Below are 17,819 nucleotides of genomic sequence, written 5' to 3' on the forward strand. Positions count from 1 at the left end.
ACTCCCGCGCGATGGCCCCATAACGGGGCCATCGGCGTTTCCACGCCCCGCATTGCCTGTCACGGAGTCTCCATGCCGCGTCGTTCCGAGTCCGAAATCCTAGACCTGCCGGTCCTGCCGCTGCGCGACGTGGTGGTGTTCCCGCACATGGTCATCCCGCTGTTCGTCGGCCGCGACAAGTCGATGCGCGCGCTGGAGCAGGCGATGGAGTCGGACAAGCGCATCCTGCTGCTGGCGCAGAAGTCGGCCGAGACCGACGATCCGGCCGCCGCCGACCTGTACGCCGTCGGCACGCTGGCGCAGGTGCTGCAACTGCTCAAGCTGCCCGACGGCACCATCAAGGTGCTGGTCGAGGGCGTGGGCCGGGTCAACGTCTCCGGCATCGTCGAGCGCGACGGCTCGCTGTATGGGCGCGGCGAGCAGATCGAATCGACGGAAGGGCGCGAGCCGCGCGAGATCGAGGCGGTCGCGCGTTCGCTGATGTCGCTGTTCGAGCAGTACGTCAAGACCAACCGCAAGCTGCCGCCGGAACTGCTGCAGACCCTGTCCGGCATCGACGAGCCCAGCCGCCTGGCCGACACCATCGCCGCGCACCTGGGCGTGCGCCTGGCCGACAAGCAGCGCCTGCTGGAGACGCTGGAGGTCGGCGAGCGGCTGGAACTGCTGGTCGGCTTCGTCGACGGCGAGATCGACGTGCAGCAGCTGGAGAAGCGCATCCGCGGCCGGGTCAAGTCGCAGATGGAGAAGTCGCAGCGCGAGTACTACCTCAACGAGCAGATGAAGGCGATCCAGAAGGAACTGGGCGAGCTCGACGACGTGCCCAACGAGCAGGAGGAACTCGCGCGCAAGATTGCCGAGGCCGGCATGCCCAAGGCGGTCGAGACCAAGGCCAGGAACGAGCTCAACAAGCTCAAGCAGATGTCGCCGATGTCGGCCGAGGCCGCGGTCGTGCGCAACTACCTGGACTGGCTGCTCGGCGTGCCGTGGAAGAAGCGCAGCAAGGTGCGCAAGGACCTGAAGGTCGCGCAGGACACGCTGGACGCCGATCACTACGGCCTGGACAAGGTCAAGGAACGCATCCTCGAATACCTCGCCGTGCAGTCGCGCGTGCAGAAGATGAAGGGCCCGATCCTGTGCCTGGTCGGCCCGCCCGGCGTGGGCAAGACCTCGCTGGGGCAGAGCATCGCCAAGGCGACCAACCGCAAGTTCGTGCGCATGTCGCTGGGCGGCGTGCGCGACGAGGCCGAGATCCGCGGCCACCGCCGCACCTACGTCGGCTCGATGCCGGGCCGCATCGTGCAGAACCTCAACAAGGTCGGCAGCAGGAACCCGCTGTTCGTGCTGGACGAGATCGACAAGATGTCGATGGACTTCCGCGGCGATCCGTCCTCGGCGCTGCTGGAGGTGCTGGATCCCGAGCAGAACAACGCCTTCAACGATCACTACCTGGAAGTGGACCTGGATCTGTCCGAAGTGATGTTCGTGGCGACGTCGAACTCGCTGAACATTCCCGGCCCGCTGCTGGACCGCATGGAGGTGATCCGCATCCCCGGCTACACCGAGGACGAGAAGCTCAACATCGCCCAGCGCTACCTGGTGCCCAAGCAGATCAAGGCCAACGGCCTGAAGCCGGAGGAGCTGAAGATCGCCGAGGGCGCGATCCGCGACATCGTGCGCTACTACACGCGCGAGTCGGGCGTGCGCAACCTCGAGCGCGAGATCGCCAAGATCTGCCGCAAGGTGGTCAAGGAACTGGCCCTGGCCGGCCCGAAGCCGGCGAAGAAGAAGTCCGGCAAGCCCGCGCCGGTGCAGGTGACCTCGAAGAACCTGGACAAGTACCTGGGCGTGCGCCGCTTCGACTACGGCCGCGCCGAGGAGCAGAACGAGATCGGCCTGGTCACCGGCCTGGCCTGGACCGAGGTCGGCGGCGACCTGCTGCAGATCGAGGTCTCGCTGGTACCGGGCAAGGGCGGCACCACGCTGACCGGCCAACTGGGCGACGTGATGAAGGAATCGGCGACCGCCGCGCTGTCGGTGGTGCGCTCGCGCGCCGGGCAGCTCGGCATCGATGCCGAGTTCCTGCAAAAGCACGACGTGCACCTGCACGTGCCGGACGGCGCCACGCCCAAGGACGGTCCCAGCGCCGGCATCGCGATGGTGACCGCGCTGGTGTCCACGCTGACGAAGAATCCGGTGAAGGCGAACGTCGCGATGACCGGCGAAATCACCCTGCGCGGCCGCGTCTCGGCCATCGGCGGGTTGAAGGAGAAGCTGCTGGCCGCGCTGCGCGGCGGCATCGACACGGTGATCATCCCCGAGGAGAACCGCAAGGACCTGGCCGACATCCCGGCCAACGTCACCGACGGCATCCGCATCATCCCGGTGAAATGGATCGACGAGGTGCTCGACATCGCGCTGGAACGGCCGATCGCGCCGTCGTCCGAAGGCGGGCAGGAACGGCCGCTGGGTTCTTCCGACAAGCCGGTTTCGCAACCCGGCGTCAAGCACTAGCGTTCGCCGCGCAGATCCCGTAGAAGCCGCAAAACCCGCGTCGTTATTGGGTTTTCGGCTTGCGTGGCAGGGATCGCGCTGGTATAAAACCCGCACCCGTCACGCGTTGGTACACGACGCTGCACACGGCAACTCGATGGGCTGTCCCGAAGCGCGGGCAGCCGATCACTCATTCCGCGGATCCTCCGCACAGGGAGTCATTAGATGAACAAAACCGAATTGATCGATGCCGTCGCCGACCAGGCCGAACTGTCCAAGGCCGAAGCCGGCCGCGCCGTCGACGCCGTCATCGCCAGTGTCACCAAGGCCCTGAAGGCCGGCGACACCGTGACGCTCGTCGGCTTCGGCACCTTCCAGGTCCGCGAGCGCGCCGCGCGCACCGGCCGCAACCCGAAGACCGGCGACGCGATCAAGATCGAGGCTTCGAAGAACCCCTCGTTCAAGGCTGGCAAAGCCCTGAAGGATGCCGTAAACTAATCGACTCGCTTGGGTGCTTAGCTCAGCGGTAGAGCGTCTCCTTTACACGGAGAGGGTCGGGGGTTCGATCCCCTCAGCACCCACCAGGGCACCCAGCAAGGCAACACCAGGTTTCAAGGCGCGGAGCGGTAGTTCAGTCGGTTAGAATGCTGGCCTGTCACGCCGGAGGTCGCGGGTTCGAGTCCCGTCCGCTCCGCCAGTAACAAGGAGCCCCTGAGCGATCGGGGGCTTTCTTTCGCGGAAGACGCGAAAGGCGAGTTTCGATGTTCCAAAGCGCGGAGTGGTAGTTCAGTCGGTTAGAATGCTGGCCTGTCACGCCGGAGGTCGCGGGTTCGAGTCCCGTCCACTCCGCCACCTACAAGGGAAGCCCGCGCAAGCGGGCTTTCTGCTTTCCGGGCCATCGCAGCGGGCCGCCGATGCGAACTTTCCCGGCCCGGCTTCGCCCGGGCGGGCTTCCGGCCGGACCGGCGCATCCAGGCGGTGCCGGGAATGCCGCTGCAGACGGCGCAAAGCGCGCTAAACTTGCAGGCTTGACGTAATCAGGCCCCGCGCACCGATGCTGCAGAAACTCCGCGACAAGACCACCGGCTGGATCGCCACCCTCATCCTCGGCTTGCTGATCATCCCGTTCGCCTTCGTCGGCGTGAACGAGTACATGACCGGCGGCGCGGCCAACGACGTGGCCACGGTCGAGGCGCCGCCGCACTGGTGGAAATCCGCGCCGTCCTGGTGGCCGGTGTCGATGCTGTGGGAGCGCCGCGAAATCACCCTCGACGAGTTCCGCGCCGAGTTCGAGCAGGTGCGCGCGCAGGAGCGCCAGGCGCAGGGCGAGGACTTCGATCCGCGCGAGTTCGAGAGCATGGAGAACAAGCTGCGGGTATTGCAGCAGTTGATCGATCGCGAGGTGCTGGCGCTGGCGTCCGCGCAGGCCGGCATCGTCATCGGCAACGACGCGGTCGCGCGCGCCATCGCCACCGAACCCGCGTTCCAGGTCGAGGGCCAGTTCAACCTCGAGCGCTACCAGTTGCTGTTGTCGCAGCAAAACCCGCCGCTGACGCCGCAAGCGTTCGAGGAGCGCCAGCGCGAGCGCCTGGGCATGCTGGTGATCCCGCAGGCGATCGGCGAATCCGACTTCATCACCGACAAGGAGATGGAGCGCCTGCTGCGCCTGCTGGGCGAAACGCGCGACGTCACCATCGCGATGGTCGCGCCGCCGGCCGCCGACGCCGCCGAGGTCACCGACGCCGAGATCAAGCAGTGGTACGACAGCCACGGCAGCGATTTCCGCCAGGCCGAATCGGTGACGCTGGAATACGTCGAGATCAACGGCGCGGCACTGCCTGCCGCGGCGCCCGCCGACGAAGCCACGCTGCGCAAGCGCTACGAGGACGAGAAGGCGCGCTTCGTCGATCCCGAGCAGCGGCTGGCGGCGCACATCCTGATCACCGTGCCTGCCGATGCCGACGAGGCGACGGTCAAGGCGGCCGAGCGGAAGGCCGCGTCGCTGGCCGAGCAGGCACGCGGCGGCGCCGATTTCGCCGCGCTGGCCAAGGCCCATTCGGAAGACCCCGGTTCCAAGGACGCCGGCGGCGAACTGCCGTGGGTGGCGCGCGACGGCTCGATGGTCAAGCCGTTCGAGGACGCGATGTTCTCGATGCAGGCCGGCGAGATCAGCGCCCCGGTCCGGACCGACTACGGCTTCCACGTGCTCCAGCTCAGGCAGATCAAGGCCGGTCAGGGCCGCTCGTTCGAGGAAGTGCGCGACGAACTGGCGCGCGAGCAGGCCGCCAGCGACGGCGAGCGCGCCTACAACGAACTGGCCGGCCGCGTGGTCAACGAGGTGCTGAAGAACCCGACCTCGCTCACCGCCGCCGCCGAGGCGACCGGACTGGCCGTGCAGCGCGTCGGCCCGGTCGCGCGCAATGCGCCGGTCGGCATCGTCGCGCATCCGTCGGTGCAGCGCGCCGCGTTCTCCGAGGCGTTGGTGCAGGACGGCACCGTCAGCGATCCGATCGAACTGGCGCCGAACCACAGCGTGCTGATCCGCGTGGCCGAGCACCAGCCCGAGCGCGCGCAGCCGCTGGAGCAGGTGCGCGATGCGGTGATCGCCGCCATCCGCGCCGATCGCCAGGACAAGGCCGCGCAGGCGGCCGCCGATGCGCTGCTGGCGCGCCTGGCCAAGGGCGAGAAGCTGCAGGAGATCGCCAGCGCCGAGAACCTGCAGGCCGGCCAGTTGCCCGGTCTGCAGCGCGGCATGCAGGTGCCGACGCAGGAAGCCAACGCGGCGATCTTCGCCGCGCAGCGCCCGGCCGACGGCAAGCCCTCGACCGGCAAGGTCGCGCTGGGCAACGGCGCCTGGGCGGTGTTCTCGGTCGACAAGGTCAACGAGGCCGACCTGTCGGCCATCCCGGCCGAGCAGCGCGCGATGCTGCGCCAGCAGGTCGCGCAGATGGACGGCGCCAGCGCCACCCAGGCCTACATCGACGCGATGCGCAAGCAGTACAAGGTCAAGGTGATGGAAGACCGGCTGTAACGCCGGCCCGCACACTGCAGAGCGGAGCTTGCTCCGCTGCCCGGCGGGCCATCCGCCGAGCAAGCCCGGCGCTACAGCGTCTCCCCCGGACTTCGGTGGGGAGATACCATGAAAAAGCCCGGCATCGCCGGGCTTTTTCGTATCCGCGAGGGCCGGCGCTTATTCTTCGTCGCCCAGCCCGGTCATGCCGACGATGTTGTAGCCGCCATCGACGTAGGTGACCTCGCCGGTGACGCCGGCGGCCAGGTCGGAGCACAGGAAGGCGGCGACGTTGCCGACGTCCTCGATGGTCACGGTGCGGCGGATCGGCGCGTTGGCCTCGACGTGGCCGAGGATCTTGCGGAAGCCGGAGATGCCCGAGGCCGCCAGCGTCCGGATCGGGCCGGCGGAGACCGCGTTGACACGAATGCCCTCCGGGCCGAGGTTCAGCGCCAGGTAGCGCACGGTGGCTTCCAGGCTGGCCTTGGCCACGCCCATCACGTTGTAGCTTTGCAGCGCACGTTCGGCGCCGAGGTAGCTCAGCGTCAGCAGCGCGCCATTGCGGCCCTGCATCATCGGGCGCGCGGCCTTGGCCAGCGCGGCCAGCGAATAGGCGGAGATGTCGTGGGCGCTGGCGAAGTTCTCGCGGGTCAGGCCGTCGAGGAAGCCGCCCGCCAGGGCCTCGCGCGGCGCGAAGGCGATTGCGTGGACGACGATGTCGATGCCGTCCCAGCGCTGGCCCAACTGTTCGAAGCAGGCGGCGATCTGAGCATCGTCGGTCACGTCGAGCGGCAGCACGATGTCGCTGCCGAACGCTTCGGCGGCCTTCTCCACGCGCGACTTGAGCTTGTCGTTCTGGTAGGTGAACGCCAGTTCGGCGCCTTCGCGGTGCATGGCCTCGGCGATGCCGGTGGCGATGGAACGCTCGCTGGCGATACCGGTGATGAGCGCGCGCTTGCCTTGCAGGAAACCCATGATGTACTCGCTGTCGGGACGATCGCTCTATTCTGCCACGGGCGCCGCGGCGGTGTCGGCGCGGCGCGCGGCGGCGTCCAGGCCGTCCAGCAGCAGCACCGTGCCGGGGCGCAGCACGCTGTCGGCGCGCAGCCCGTTGCGGGCCAGCAGCGACTGCGGGCGCAGGCCGTAGCGGCGGGCGATGAGCCAGGCCGATTCGCCGCTGCGCACGGTGTGCGAGCGCGGCGCAGCGGCGGCCGGGGAGGCGGCCGATGCGGGCGTTGCGCCGGCAGGCGTGACCGCGGCCAGCGCCAGCGTCGCGATGGGTGCATCGGCAATAGTGGCGACGTCGGCGCGCAGCGGGGCGAGCACGTGCAGCGGCCGCTCGCCGCGGCCGGAGCCGGCGGCCAGCGCCGGGTTGAGCCGGCGCATCCGTTCGGGGTCGTGCGCGTTGTCGCGGCTCCAGCGCTCCAGGCTGGTACCGGGCGGTAGCGGCTGCGCGGCGAGCAGCGGCACCGGCCGGTCCAGCCGCTCCAGCCATTCCTTGCGGTCGTCGGCCTGCTGGAAGATGCAGGCCAGCGCGTGCAGCTTCTCCACGTAGGCGTAGGTGATGGGGGACAGGCCGGGCAGCTCGGCCGGGCGGGCGTTCCGCGCGTTCATGCCGGCCCGGCGCATCGATTGCAGGATGCGGTACTCGCCGGCGTTGTAGGCCATCACCGCCAGCCGCCAGTCGCCGCCGAACATGCCGTGCAGCGTCTTCAGGTAGCGCACCGCCGCGCGCGTCGAATCCACCGCCGACAGCCGGCCGTCGTAGCCCTGGCGCATCGGGATCTGCTGGTTGCGCGCGGTCACGCCGACGAACTGCCACAGCCCCGCCGGTCCCTGCGCGTTGCGCGCGCCCGGCCGGTAGCCGCTCTCGACGAACGGGATCAGCGCGTACTCGGTCGGCAGGTGCGCCTCGCGCAGCGCGTCGACCACGTAGCCGAACAGCGGCAGCAGGTCGTCGTCGCGCAGCAGCCGGCCCGGGGCATGGCCGAACTGCTGCTTCCAGCGCCCGCCGGTGGCGTCGGCGTCGCATTCGGGATCGGCCAGTCCCTCGCGGAAGCGCTGGTAGATTTCCAGCCCGCTGCGATGGCCGGGCGGCAACGCCGGCTCTTCCGGGGTTTCGGGCGCGATGGGGGCGGCAGGGACTTCGGGCGGTGCGGCCGCGGGGTCGGTCGCCAGCGCCGGCCAGGCCGCCGCGCACAGCAGGGCCAGCAGCAAGGAGCCGCGCCGGATCATGCGCGGAAGCCGTCCTTCCAGCGCCGTAGCTCGGCGAAGGTCTCGACCCGGTCGCGCGGCATGCGGCCCAGCCGGTGGGCGACGGCTTCCTGCACGGCGGGGGCGTCGGTACGCAGGAACGGATTGCAGGCCAGCTCCCGGGCCAGGGAGGTCGGCAGGGTGGGGCGTCCGGCTTGGCGCATGGCCTGGGCTTCCTCGATGCGGTGACGCAGCGCGTCGTTCCGGGGATCCACGGTGCGCGCGAAGGCCGCGTTGGCCAGCGTGTACTCGTGGCCGCAGCAGACCAGGCTTTCCGGCGCCAGGGCGGCCAGCCGGTCCAGCGAGGCGAGCATCTGCGGCGGCGTACCTTCGAACATCCGACCACACCCCAGACTGAACAAGGTGTCGCCGCAGAACAGGTGCGGGGCCTGCTGCGGGGGGCCGCCGTGGTAGGCGACGTGGCTGGAGGTGTGGCCGGGCACGGCCAGCACGCGCAGCCGCCAGCCCTTGACGGCCACGCTGTCGCCGTCGCCGACGCGCTCGCTGGCGTGGGCGATGCGGGCGTCGTCCGGGGCGAACACGGGCAGGGTCGGCCAGCGCTCGCGCAGCGCGGCCACGCCGCCGCAGTGGTCGGGGTGGTGGTGGGTGACCAGCACCGCGGCCGGCCACAGCCCCAGCCGCGAGGCCGCCAGCACCGGCTCGGCCTGGCCGGGGTCGACGATCAGCGCATCGCCGTCGTCGTCCACCAGCGCCCAGATGTAGTTGTCTTCGAAAGCGGGAAGGGCTTGCAGGCGCATGGCGGATCCCGGACCGGACGCCGGGGGGCGCGTCCACTACAATTCCGACCATGCCTGCCTTCGCGTTCAGCCGTCAACCCGATGCCATCGCATGGTTCGGCAGCGCGGCCGGACAGGCGCTGCTGGCGGCCGAGGCGCAGGCGGTCGCCGAAGCCCTGCAGGGCAACGACGCCCAGCCCTGGCTGTGGCTGGCCGCCGGTCCCGCCGCCACTGCCGCCGCGCCGCCGTCGCCGGCCGGGCGCGGCCTGCGGCTGAGCCATGCCGGCGGCGGCTTCGAAGGGCCGCTGCGCTGCGCGCTGCCGCTGCCGCTGCCGAGCGAATCGATCGGCCGGCTGGTGCTCCAGCATGCCCACGACGACGGCAGCGAGGACCTGATCGCCGAGTGCGCGCGGGTGCTGGCGCCGGGCGGGCGGCTGTGGCTGTTCAGCCTCAACCCCTGGAGCCCGTACCGCCGGCACTGGCGCCGCGCCGGCCTGCCGCCGCGCGCGGCGGTGGCCTGGCGGCTGCGGCTGGGCGCGGCCGGCCTGCAGGTCGAGCCGCAGGCCCGCTACTTCGGCCCTTGCGCGCGCGTGCTCGCCGCCGATGGCCCCATCGCGCCGCTGCGCGCGGCCTGCCTGCTGCGTGCCGAGAAGCGCACGCCGGCTCCCGTTTCCCCCTTCCGGCCAAGACCGCCTGGCGCCGCGCCGGCGCCGCGCCGGCCTGATCTGGAATCACCTTGTCGATGAAGCACGTGGAAATCCATACCGACGGCTCCTGCCTGGGCAATCCCGGCCCCGGAGGCTGGGCGGCGCTGCTGCGCTACCAGCAGCGCGAGCGCGAGCTGGTCGGCGGCGAGGCGCACACCACCAACAACCGGATGGAGCTGATGGCGGCCATCGTCGCCCTGGAGACGCTGACCGAGCCGTGCCAGGTCACCCTGCACAGCGATTCGCAGTACGTCCGCCAAGGCATCACCGAGTGGATGGCCAACTGGGTGCGGCGCAACTGGAAGACCGCCGCCGGCGAACCGGTCAAGAACCGCGACCTGTGGGAACGGCTGCACGCCGCCTGCCAGCGTCACCGGATCGACTGGCGCTGGGTGAAGGGGCACAACGGCGATCCCGACAACGAGCGCGTCGACCTGCTCGCGCGTGAACAGGCCACGCGGGTGCGCGCCGGCGCGGCGACGCCATGAGCGCCACCCCGGCGCTGGAGACGGCGCGGCTGCGCCTGTGGCGGTTCGATGCCGACAACGCGGACGAGGTCGCGTTCAACCTGCGCCTGCTCAACGATCCCGGCTTCCTGCACAACATCGGCGATCGCGGCGTGCGCACGCTCGCGCAATCGCGCCGGCACCTGCTCGACGGTGCCATCGCCAGCTATGCGCGGCACGGGTTCGGCCTGTACCGGGTGGAGCTGAAGCAGGGCGGCGAGAGCGTCGGTGTGTGCGGGCTGCTGCGGCGCGACTTCCTCGACGATGCCGACATCGGCTACGCCTTCCTGCCGGAATTCCGCGGCCAGGGCCATGCGCGCGAAGCGGCCGCCGCGGTGCTGGCGTCCGCCTGGCCGGTCCACCGGCTGGCGCGGGTGGCGGCGATCGTCTCGCCGCACAACGAGGCCTCGATCCGCCTGCTGGAAAGCCTGGGCATGCGCTTCCGGCGCACCCTGCGGTTGCCCGCCGACGATCATGAGGTCAAGCTCTTCGACCGCGACACCGAGACGGATCCCTGACTCCGATGCGACAGATCATCCTCGATACCGAAACCACCGGACTTGAGTGGAAAAAGGGCAACCGCATCGTCGAAATCGGCTGCGTCGAGCTGCTCGAGCGCCGCCCGACCGGGCGCACCTTCCACCAGTACATCAATCCGCAGCGCGAGTTCGAGCAGGGCGCGGCCGAGGTGACCGGGCTGAGCCTGGACTTCCTGGCCGACAAGCCGCTGTTCGCCGGGATCGCCGACGAGTTCCTCGCCTTTATCGACGGCGCCGAGCTGATCATCCACAACGCCGCGTTCGACATCGGCTTCCTCGACTACGAACTGTCGCTGCTGGGGCCGAGCTATGGCCGCATGCACGATCGCGTGCGCGTGGAGGACTCGCTGCTGCTGGCGCGGCAGCGCTTTCCCGGGCAGCGCAATTCGCTGGACGCGCTGTGCAAGCGCCTTGGCGTGGACAACACCCACCGCCAGCTGCACGGCGCGCTGCTCGACGCCCAGCTGCTGTGCGACGTCTACCTCAACCTGACCGCCGGCCAGCGCGAGATCGGCTTCGCCGGCGTCGAGGAAACCGAGACCGCCAGCGCCGCCACCTTCGTGTTCACCGCCGCGATTGCCGCGCCGCGCCCGCGCGTGCAGCCCGACGCGGAGGAACTGGCCGCCCACCAGGCGCGGCTGGAGAAGCTGCGCAAGAAGGCCGGCGGGGTTTGCCTGTGGGACGCGCTGGAAGGCACGCAGGAAGCGGTCGCCACGGTCGTGTGAACACGTGATACGCAAAACGCCCCTTGCGGGGCGTTTTGCATGTCTGGCGGAGAGGGGGGATTGCTCGGTCCTTCGGACCTCGCCCCTCGCACCTGCGGGGCCAGCCTGCGGCTGTCCAGCGTGCCTGCGGCACGCTGTCGAACCCGCTCGGGTTCTCATCCAGATCCCCCTTCTGCACCAGATACGCAAAACGCCCCTTGCGGGGCGTCTTGCGTATCTGGCGGAGAGGGGGGGATTGCTCGGTCCTTCGGACCTCGCCCCTCCGGTGCTTGCGCACCTGCGGGGCCAGCCTGCGGCTGTCCAGCGCGCCTGCGGCACGCTGTCGAACCCGCTTGGGTTCTCATCCAGATCCCCCCTCTCCGCCAGATACGCAAAACGCCCCTTGCGGGGCGTCATGCGTATCTGGCGGAGAGGGGGGGATTCGAACCCCCGAGGCGCTATAAACGCCTGCCTGATTTCGAGTCAGGTACATTCAACCGCTCTGCCACCTCTCCGATGCGGTCCCGGCTGCAGCCGGGCCGTGCATGATACGGGGCGGGCCGTTGGCCGACAAGCGCGGACCGGGGCTTCGGCCTGAATCCGGCCCGAATGCCGCCATCTGCGGCGTGCTTGCCGCCTGTCCGCTTCGCCGCGATGATCGCGTATTGGCAGGCAAGGCTATTCCCGTCCATCCCCCGCGGGCCACCATGATCGAATTCGGGCATATCACCCACGTCGGCTTGCGCCGCGAGCTCAACGAGGACACCTACTACGGTGACAGCGAGCTGGGCCTGTGGCTGGTGGCCGACGGCATGGGCGGGCACGCCTGCGGCGAGGTGGCCAGCGCGCTGGCGCGCGAGACCATCGTCCGCGAGATCCGCGACGGCACGCCGCTGGCGCAGGCCATCCGCATCGCCGACGAGGAGATCATCCGCATCTCGCGCCGCCGCAACGACAGCCTGCCGATGGGCACCACGGTGGTCGCCGCGCGGGTGCAGGGCCAGCGCTTCGAGGTGGCCTGGGTCGGCGACAGCCGCGCCTACCTGTGGCGCGAGGGCCAGCTCGCCCAGCTCAGCCAGGACCACAGCTACGTGCAGGAACTGATCGCCCAGGGCGCGCTGACCAGCGAGCAGGCGCGCCAGCATCCGCACCGCAACGTCGTCACCCAGGCGCTGGGCGTGACCGACCCGCGCCACCTCAACGTCGAGACGATGACCGGCGAGCTGCGCCCGGGCATGCAGCTGCTGCTGTGCAGCGACGGCCTGACCGAGGAGGTGGACGACTCGGGCATCGCCGATACGCTGCGGCATACCGACTGCAGCGCGCAGGAATGCGTCGATTCGTTGATCGCCGCCGCGCTGGACGGCGGCGGCTCGGACAACGTCACCGCGATCCTGGTGCGCTGCCAGTAGCCGGCGCGGCGGACCTCAGACCCGGCCGGTGACCGGGATCAGCGCGCCGGTGATGGCGCGGGCCGGTTCCGACAGCAGGAAGGCGACCGTGCCGGCGAGCTGCGCCGGGGCGACCCAGCGCGCGAAGTCCGCGTCGGGCATGTCGCGGCGGTTGGCCGGGGTGTCGATGATGCTCGGCAGCAGGGCGTTGACGGTGATGCCGGCGTCCTTGAGCTCGTCGGCCAGCGCCTCGGTCAGCTTGGCCACGCCGGCCTTGGAGGCGGCGTAGGCGCCCATGCCGGTGCCCGCCTTCAGCGCGCCGGCCGCGCCGATGTTGACGATGCTGGCGCGCGCCGATTGCCGCAGCAGCGGCAGCGCCGCGCGGGTCGCGGCGACGGCGGTGCGCAGGTTGGTCCGGTACAGCAGGTCCCAGCTGTCCAGGCTGCCGTCCTGCACGGTCTCCCAGCGGAAGCCGCCGGCGATGTTGATCAGCGCATCCAGCCCGCCGAGCAGATCGGCGGCCTGCGCGACCGCGCGGCCGGCGGCGTCGCCGTCGGCCAGGTCGATGCCGCCGATGACCTGCACGCCCGCCGGTGCGTCGGTTGTCGCCGGCGCATGATCCAGGGCGACCACGCGCGCGCCCGCGGCCGCCAGGGTTTCGGCGACCGCGCGGCCGAGCGCGCCGGTGCCGCCGGTGACGATCACGCGCAGGGATTGCAGGTCCATTCTCGATGCTCCGGATTGCGGGAAAGGCCGGCATTCTAGATCCAGCCGCGGCGCGCGGGCGGGAGAAGGCCTTCCGCGCCGTCTTTCGCGGGGCGATCGCGAGGCGCTCCATCGCCCGCGCGCGGAGCGGAAACTTCACGGCGCCCCCGGTAGAATCGCGCTCCCCTTACGGAGTGTCGTCCCATGTCCGAAATCCTGGTGCCGGTGTCGTTCGGCGAATTGCTCGACAAGATCGCCATCCTGCAGATCAAGTCCGAGCGGATGACCGACGAGGCCAAGCTGGCCAACGTCCGCAACGAGCTGACCGCGCTGGAGAAGACCTGGATGGCCCACCCGGCCGCCGGCCACAACATCGCCGACCTGCGCGCGCGGCTGAAGGCGGTCAACGAGCGGCTGTGGGTGATCGAGGACGACATCCGCCTCAAGGAGAAGGCGCAGGCCTTCGACGAGGAGTTCGTCCGGCTGGCGCGCAGCGTCTACTTCGAGAACGACGAGCGCGCGCGCATCAAGAAGGACATCAACCTGGCGCTGGGTTCCAGCTACGTCGAGGAGAAGTCCTACGAGGACTACCGCGGCGGCGGCGCGCCGAAGGCGTAAGTGACGCGGCCGGCGCGATCCGCGCCGGCTTTCAGCGGCCCGCGGAGCGTTGGGCCGCGGCCGTGTCCAGGGCGCGCACGCGGATGAAGTGGCGGGCCATGCGGAAGCGCTCGCTGTGCGGCAGGGCGACGCCGTAGCCCTGGTGCAGCCTCTCCACCGCCGCCGGGTCGCCGCTGCCGATCGCGCCGAGCTGGGCGATGACCAGGGCGTGCTCCTGCACGCGCATCGGCAGCGGTTCGGCCAGTTGCAGCGTGGCCTCGCCGGCCTCGCGCATGGCCGCCGGGTCGCGCCGCGCCGCGGCGGCGTACATGTCCAGGATGCGTTGCACCGCTGGAGGCTGCGCTCCGGCATCGATCCAGAGCGGCTGGATCCACGCGCCGCGCAGGTCCTCGGCCGGCAGTGCGCCCAGGCTGCTCTCCGCCAATGCGGCGACCGTATCCGACCACGACCACAGGCTGTCGACGGGGCGGGCCGACATCGCACGCAGCGCCTCCAGCTTCAGCAGCGCCTCGTCGCCGAGTTCCGGGGCGAGGGCGTCCCCGGGCACGCCGCGCAGCGCGCCGGCGATGGCGACGGCATCGCGGTGGGCCAGGGTGAAGCGGTGATCGCCGTAGGCGCCGATAGCGGCCGTCGCGGTGGCCGGCGTCCGGCCTTCGAGCAGGTCGAGCACCGGCAGGCCGTTGTCCACCAGACGTTGCAGGGTGTCGGAACTGGCGCCGCGGAAGCGCGCCGACGGCGCGCGCAGGGCGACTTGCGGGTAGTCGTCGCGATGCACCGGCGCATCCAGCGAGCGCACGAAGGTGCGCAGCAGATCGCCGCCGCCTATCCGGCGCAGCGCCAGTTCGTCGGCGTTGCCCAGGCCGACGCGCGGCAGCTCGCGTTGCAGATCCGGATGTTGCAGGCGCCGGTGGTCGGCGCCGTGGTGGCGGCCGCGCCAGGCGACGATGACCAGGTCGACGTCGTGGGCCAGGTAGGCCTCGGCGTCCGGGAATTCCTCCAGCAGCGCGGCCAGCATCGTCGCCAGCAGCGCGTCGTCGATCTCGTAGGTCTGCAGCCACTGCACCAGCACGCCGTCGTCGGCCAGGTGGCCGCGCAGGAAGGCGTAGAACTCGCGGGTGAACAGGCTGGCCACGCCGCTGACCCACGGGTTGGACGGTTCGGAGACGATCACGTCGTAGCGGCGCTGGTGGCTGGCGAAGAAGCGTCGCGCGTCGTCGAAACGCACCTGCGAGCGCGGGTCCGTATAAGCGCGCGCCACCCGCTCGCCGAACAGCCGCGCGCCGGCGTGGATGGCCGGCTCGATCTCGACCGTCTCCACTCGTTGTACGAGCGGGCTGCCGAGCAGAGTATGGGTGGACAGGCCCGAGCCCCAGCCGATCACGCCGATCTCGCGCGGCGCAGGATGCACCGCCAGCGGCAGCGCGCCCAATGCGACCATCGTGAACTCGTCGCCGCGCGGCGGGCTGTCCAGGTCCAGCACCATCGCCGCGTCGGACTTGCCGTTGGTCAGGATGGCGGCCGAGCCATGCGCGGCCGAGCGCACCACCGCCACCGTTGCGGTCTTGCCGTCGCGCAGGTAGGGCACCTCCGATTCGTCGGACAGGCGCACGCTGCCGTTGCGGAATACGCCGGCGGCCTGCTCGCGCGGATCCAGCCGGCCGGCGGTCAGCAGCAGCGCCAGCGCGACGCCGACCGCGACCGCGCCGATGCGCCGCCCCGCCGCGCCCGACGGCGCGCGCGCCAGCAGCCAGAAGCCGAGCGCGGCATCGCCCAGCGCGGCCAGCGCGATGCCCCAGCGCACGCCGATCAGCGGGATCAGCGCATGCATCATCAGCAGCACGCCGAAGATCGCGCCCAGCGTGTTGGCCGCGTAGATGCGGCCGATGCCGGACTCGCCGCCGCCGGCGCGCAGCAGCGCCAGGGTGAACAGCGGCAGCGTCATGCCGGCGAAGAACGCGGCCGGGAACATCACCCCCAGCGCGATCAGCGCGCTGCCCAGCGAGAACAGCAGGTAGCCCTCGTCGTTGCGCGCCAGCGCCTGCATCATCCAGCCGACCGCGTGGAACGACTGCGAGAACACCACCACCGACAGCAGCGCGCAAACGCCCATCCAGATCTGCGCGAAGGCGGCCAGCCGCAGCGGATCGGCCAGCCGCGCCGCGCGCCGGCGCACCCACCCGCCGCCGAACGCCAGCCCCAGCAGGAATGCGGCCAGCATCAGCTCGAAGCCGTGCAGCGTGGTCCCCAGTGCCTGGTTGAGCAGGCGGATCCAGCCGATCTCGTAGACGAAGGAGAAGCCGCCGGACAGGAAGGCGATCGCCAGCAGCCCGCGCGCCAGGCCGGCGTCGTTGGCGGTCGCCGGTGACGGGGACGCCGTCGCCGTTTCGGCCAGGGGCCGCGCGGGCGCGGCGCCCTCGCGCAGCCGCCGCGACACCGCCCACGCCGCCAGCGCGACCACCAGGTTGGCCACGCCGGCCAGCCGCATCGCGCCGGGCAGGCCCAGCGCCGGCAGCAGCACGAAGGTGGCGATCAGCGCGCCGGCCGCCGCGCCGATGCTGTTGGCGAAGTACAGGCCGCCGAGCACGCGCCCGCCGGGCTCGTCGCTGGCGCGCAGGTAGCCGGCGCTGAGCAGCGGGAAGGTCGCGCCCAGCAGCACGCAGGCCGGCAGGATCAGCAGCGCCGACGACAGCCAGGGGTAGAGCAGCCCGGCCCAGCCGCCGCCCAGCGCCGGCAGCACGCCGTCCTGCGACAGCGCGGTGTAGCCGGCGAACAGCGGCGGGAACGCCAGCGCGAACGCGCCGATCAGCGCCTCGGCGATTGCGTAGGCCAGCAGCAGCCGGCGCCAGTGCCGGCTGCGCTGCCCGGCCAGCCACGCGCCCAGCGCCATGCCGCCCATGAAGATCGCCAGCACCAGCGCCTGCGCGTAGGCCGCGTGGCCGAGCGTGCGGCCGAGGTAGTGCGACCACAGCGACTGGTAGATCAGCCCGGCGAAGCCGGACAGCACGAACAGGCCCAGCAGCAGCGGCGCCAGCCCGGGCACGGCTCCGCGGCGCGGCGCGGCGGCCTCAGCGGCCGGCATGGCGCTCGAACGCGGCGATGGCATCGTCGACGGTGACCAGTTCCATCACCCCGTCGAACTCGATCTTGGTGCCCCACTTCAGCTCGGCGGCGGGCTTGCCCAGGTACTTGCGCGCGGCGGCGTCGTAGCGGTCCACGCAATAGGCGACATCCGAGTACGGCCCGCTGCGGCGCGGGTTGCTGGCCGCGTGCAGGCCCAACACCTTGACCCCCATCGCGTTGGCGATGTGCATCGGCCCGGAATCGGGCGTCATCACCAAATCGGCGCGCGCCAGCAGCGCCGGCAGCTGCTTGAGCGTGTCCTTGCCGACCAGGTCCAGCGCCGGCGCACGCATCGCCGCGACGATGGCGTCGGCGGTCCGGCGTTCCAGCTCGCTGCGGCCGCCGCACAGCACCACCCGCCAGTCGCGCGCGGCGGCGTGGTCGGCCACCGCGGCGTAGCGGTCGGCGTACCAGTTGCGGCGCACGTGGCTGGAGCAGGGCGAGATCATCAGCACCGGGCGGCCGTCGCGCGGCCATTGCGCGGCGGCCCAGTCGTGCGCTTCCTGCGGCACCGGCAGGTTCCAGGCGACCTCGGCCTGCTTCAGGCCCAGCGGCTCGCAGAAGCTGCCGATGGCGTCGAGCACGTGGATGCCCGGCCGGTCGGGAATGCGTTCGTTGACGAACAGGCCGTGCAGATCCTTCGAGCGGCTGCGGTCGTAGCCGATGCGCCGCCGCGCCGGCACGAACGCCGACAGCAGGTTGGCGCGCAGGGCCACCTGCATCTGCAGCAGCGCGTCGAAGCGGCCGGGCAGCTCGCGCCGCAGCGCGCGCATGCCGGCCAGGCCGCTGCGCTTGTCGTAGACGTGGAAGCTCACCCCTTCCAGGCCGTCGAGCAGCCTGTGGCCGGCCTTGTCGATGATCCAGTGCAGGCGGGTGGCCGGCCAGTGGCGTTGCAGCGTGCGCACCAGCGGCACCACGTGGGTCACGTCGCCGAGGGCGGAGAGACGGAGCAGGCAGAGCGAATCGGGGGCAGGGGGCAAGGCGGCAATCCGGGCACGAAACCTGGCCGACAGTGTATGCCGTACCCGTGCGGCGACCG

Annotated in this window: 15 protein-coding genes and 4 tRNA genes; 12 read left to right on the top strand and 7 right to left on the bottom strand. The window is 70.9% G+C overall.

Translation table 11 applies throughout. The features are described from left to right. The first annotated feature begins 72 nt into the window (after positions 1–72). From lon to AAG688_RS06495, 6 genes are all read left to right on the top strand, one after another. Positions 73–2,511 (top strand): endopeptidase La, encoded by a 2,439-nt coding sequence (gene lon / locus AAG688_RS06470; protein WP_411834539.1) that lies wholly within the window; start codon positions 73–75, stop codon positions 2,509–2,511. Between the two features lie 204 nt (positions 2,512–2,715). Continuing rightward, a complete protein-coding gene (locus AAG688_RS06475) occupies positions 2,716–2,988 on the top strand; it encodes an HU family DNA-binding protein (protein WP_411834541.1) in 273 nt (90 codons plus the stop codon). Between the two features lie 11 nt (positions 2,989–2,999). Then, positions 3,000–3,074: transfer RNA gene (locus AAG688_RS06480), tRNA-Val, on the top strand. A gap of 36 nt (positions 3,075–3,110) precedes the next feature. Beyond that, positions 3,111–3,187, top strand: a tRNA-Asp gene (locus AAG688_RS06485). A 78-nt stretch (positions 3,188–3,265) separates the two neighbouring features. After that, positions 3,266–3,342 (top strand) — tRNA-Asp (locus tag AAG688_RS06490). A 202-nt stretch (positions 3,343–3,544) separates the two neighbouring features. Further along, the gene (locus AAG688_RS06495) at positions 3,545–5,521 is read left to right on the top strand and encodes a peptidyl-prolyl cis-trans isomerase (protein ID WP_411834542.1); all 1,977 of its coding nucleotides are present in this window, start codon (positions 3,545–3,547) and stop codon (positions 5,519–5,521) included. 159 nt (positions 5,522–5,680) lie between these two features. Here the strand turns inward: AAG688_RS06495 and AAG688_RS06500 are convergent, their stop codons facing one another. The 3 genes from AAG688_RS06500 to gloB are packed head-to-tail and all read right to left on the bottom strand — an operon-like array spanning position 5,681 to position 8,511. After that, the gene (locus AAG688_RS06500) at positions 5,681–6,475 is read right to left on the bottom strand and encodes an enoyl-ACP reductase (RefSeq protein ID WP_411834543.1); all 795 of its coding nucleotides are present in this window, start codon (positions 6,473–6,475) and stop codon (positions 5,681–5,683) included. Positions 6,476–6,502: 27 nt separating this feature from the next. Then, the gene (locus AAG688_RS06505; RefSeq protein ID WP_411834954.1) at positions 6,503–7,732 is read right to left on the bottom strand and encodes a transglycosylase SLT domain-containing protein; all 1,230 of its coding nucleotides are present in this window, start codon (positions 7,730–7,732) and stop codon (positions 6,503–6,505) included. Further along, positions 7,732–8,511, bottom strand: coding sequence for a hydroxyacylglutathione hydrolase (gene gloB / locus AAG688_RS06510; RefSeq protein WP_411834544.1), 780 nt, complete (start codon positions 8,509–8,511; stop codon positions 7,732–7,734). Before gloB ends, AAG688_RS06505 begins: the two co-directional genes overlap by 1 nt. A 50-nt stretch (positions 8,512–8,561) precedes the next feature. Here gloB and AAG688_RS06515 point away from each other — a divergent pair, with 50 nt between their 5' ends. The 4 genes from AAG688_RS06515 to dnaQ are packed head-to-tail and all read left to right on the top strand — an operon-like array spanning position 8,562 to position 10,967. Then, on the top strand, positions 8,562–9,236 hold the full coding sequence (locus tag AAG688_RS06515; protein ID WP_411834545.1) for a hypothetical protein: 675 nt from the start codon (positions 8,562–8,564) through the stop codon (positions 9,234–9,236). Further along, the gene (gene rnhA / locus AAG688_RS06520) at positions 9,233–9,685 is read left to right on the top strand and encodes a ribonuclease HI (protein WP_411834546.1); all 453 of its coding nucleotides are present in this window, start codon (positions 9,233–9,235) and stop codon (positions 9,683–9,685) included. Before AAG688_RS06515 ends, rnhA begins: the two co-directional genes overlap by 4 nt. Next, entirely contained in the window at positions 9,682–10,221 is a 540-nt protein-coding gene (locus tag AAG688_RS06525) for a GNAT family N-acetyltransferase (RefSeq protein WP_411834547.1), read from the top strand. Before rnhA ends, AAG688_RS06525 begins: the two co-directional genes overlap by 4 nt. A gap of 5 nt (positions 10,222–10,226) precedes the next feature. After that, positions 10,227–10,967, top strand: a complete 741-nt coding sequence (gene dnaQ, locus AAG688_RS06530; protein ID WP_411834548.1) for a DNA polymerase III subunit epsilon — start codon at positions 10,227–10,229, stop codon at positions 10,965–10,967. Positions 10,968–11,370: 403 nt separating this feature from the next. Here the strand turns inward: dnaQ and AAG688_RS06535 are convergent. After that, positions 11,371–11,461 (bottom strand) — tRNA-Ser (locus tag AAG688_RS06535). A 192-nt stretch (positions 11,462–11,653) separates the two neighbouring features. Between AAG688_RS06535 and AAG688_RS06540 the strand changes: the two genes are divergently transcribed. Further along, the gene (locus AAG688_RS06540) at positions 11,654–12,358 is read left to right on the top strand and encodes a PP2C family protein-serine/threonine phosphatase (RefSeq protein ID WP_411834549.1); all 705 of its coding nucleotides are present in this window, start codon (positions 11,654–11,656) and stop codon (positions 12,356–12,358) included. A 15-nt stretch (positions 12,359–12,373) separates the two neighbouring features. Here the strand turns inward: AAG688_RS06540 and AAG688_RS06545 are convergent, their stop codons facing one another. Beyond that, a complete protein-coding gene (locus AAG688_RS06545; protein WP_411834550.1) occupies positions 12,374–13,063 on the bottom strand; it encodes an SDR family NAD(P)-dependent oxidoreductase in 690 nt (229 codons plus the stop codon). 183 nt (positions 13,064–13,246) lie between these two features. Between AAG688_RS06545 and AAG688_RS06550 the strand changes: the two genes are divergently transcribed. Further along, on the top strand, positions 13,247–13,660 hold the full coding sequence (locus AAG688_RS06550) for a DUF6165 family protein (protein WP_411834552.1): 414 nt from the start codon (positions 13,247–13,249) through the stop codon (positions 13,658–13,660). A 31-nt stretch (positions 13,661–13,691) separates the two neighbouring features. Here AAG688_RS06550 and AAG688_RS06555 read toward each other — a convergent pair whose 3' ends face one another. Both AAG688_RS06555 and AAG688_RS06560 read right to left on the bottom strand, forming a co-directional pair. Next, complete coding sequence (locus AAG688_RS06555; protein WP_411834553.1) at positions 13,692–16,739, bottom strand: spermine synthase; 3,048 nt, start codon at positions 16,737–16,739, stop codon at positions 13,692–13,694. Further along, positions 16,726–17,760: a glycosyltransferase family 9 protein gene (locus AAG688_RS06560; RefSeq protein WP_411834554.1), complete on the bottom strand. Its 1,035-nt coding sequence runs from the start codon at positions 17,758–17,760 to the stop codon at positions 16,726–16,728. The genes AAG688_RS06555 and AAG688_RS06560 overlap by 14 nt, the downstream gene beginning before the upstream one ends. Between the last annotated feature and the right edge of the window lie 59 nt (positions 17,761–17,819).

Source organism: Pseudoxanthomonas mexicana (assembly GCF_046736355.1).
Taxonomy (GTDB): domain Bacteria; phylum Pseudomonadota; class Gammaproteobacteria; order Xanthomonadales; family Xanthomonadaceae; genus Pseudoxanthomonas_A; species Pseudoxanthomonas_A mexicana_B.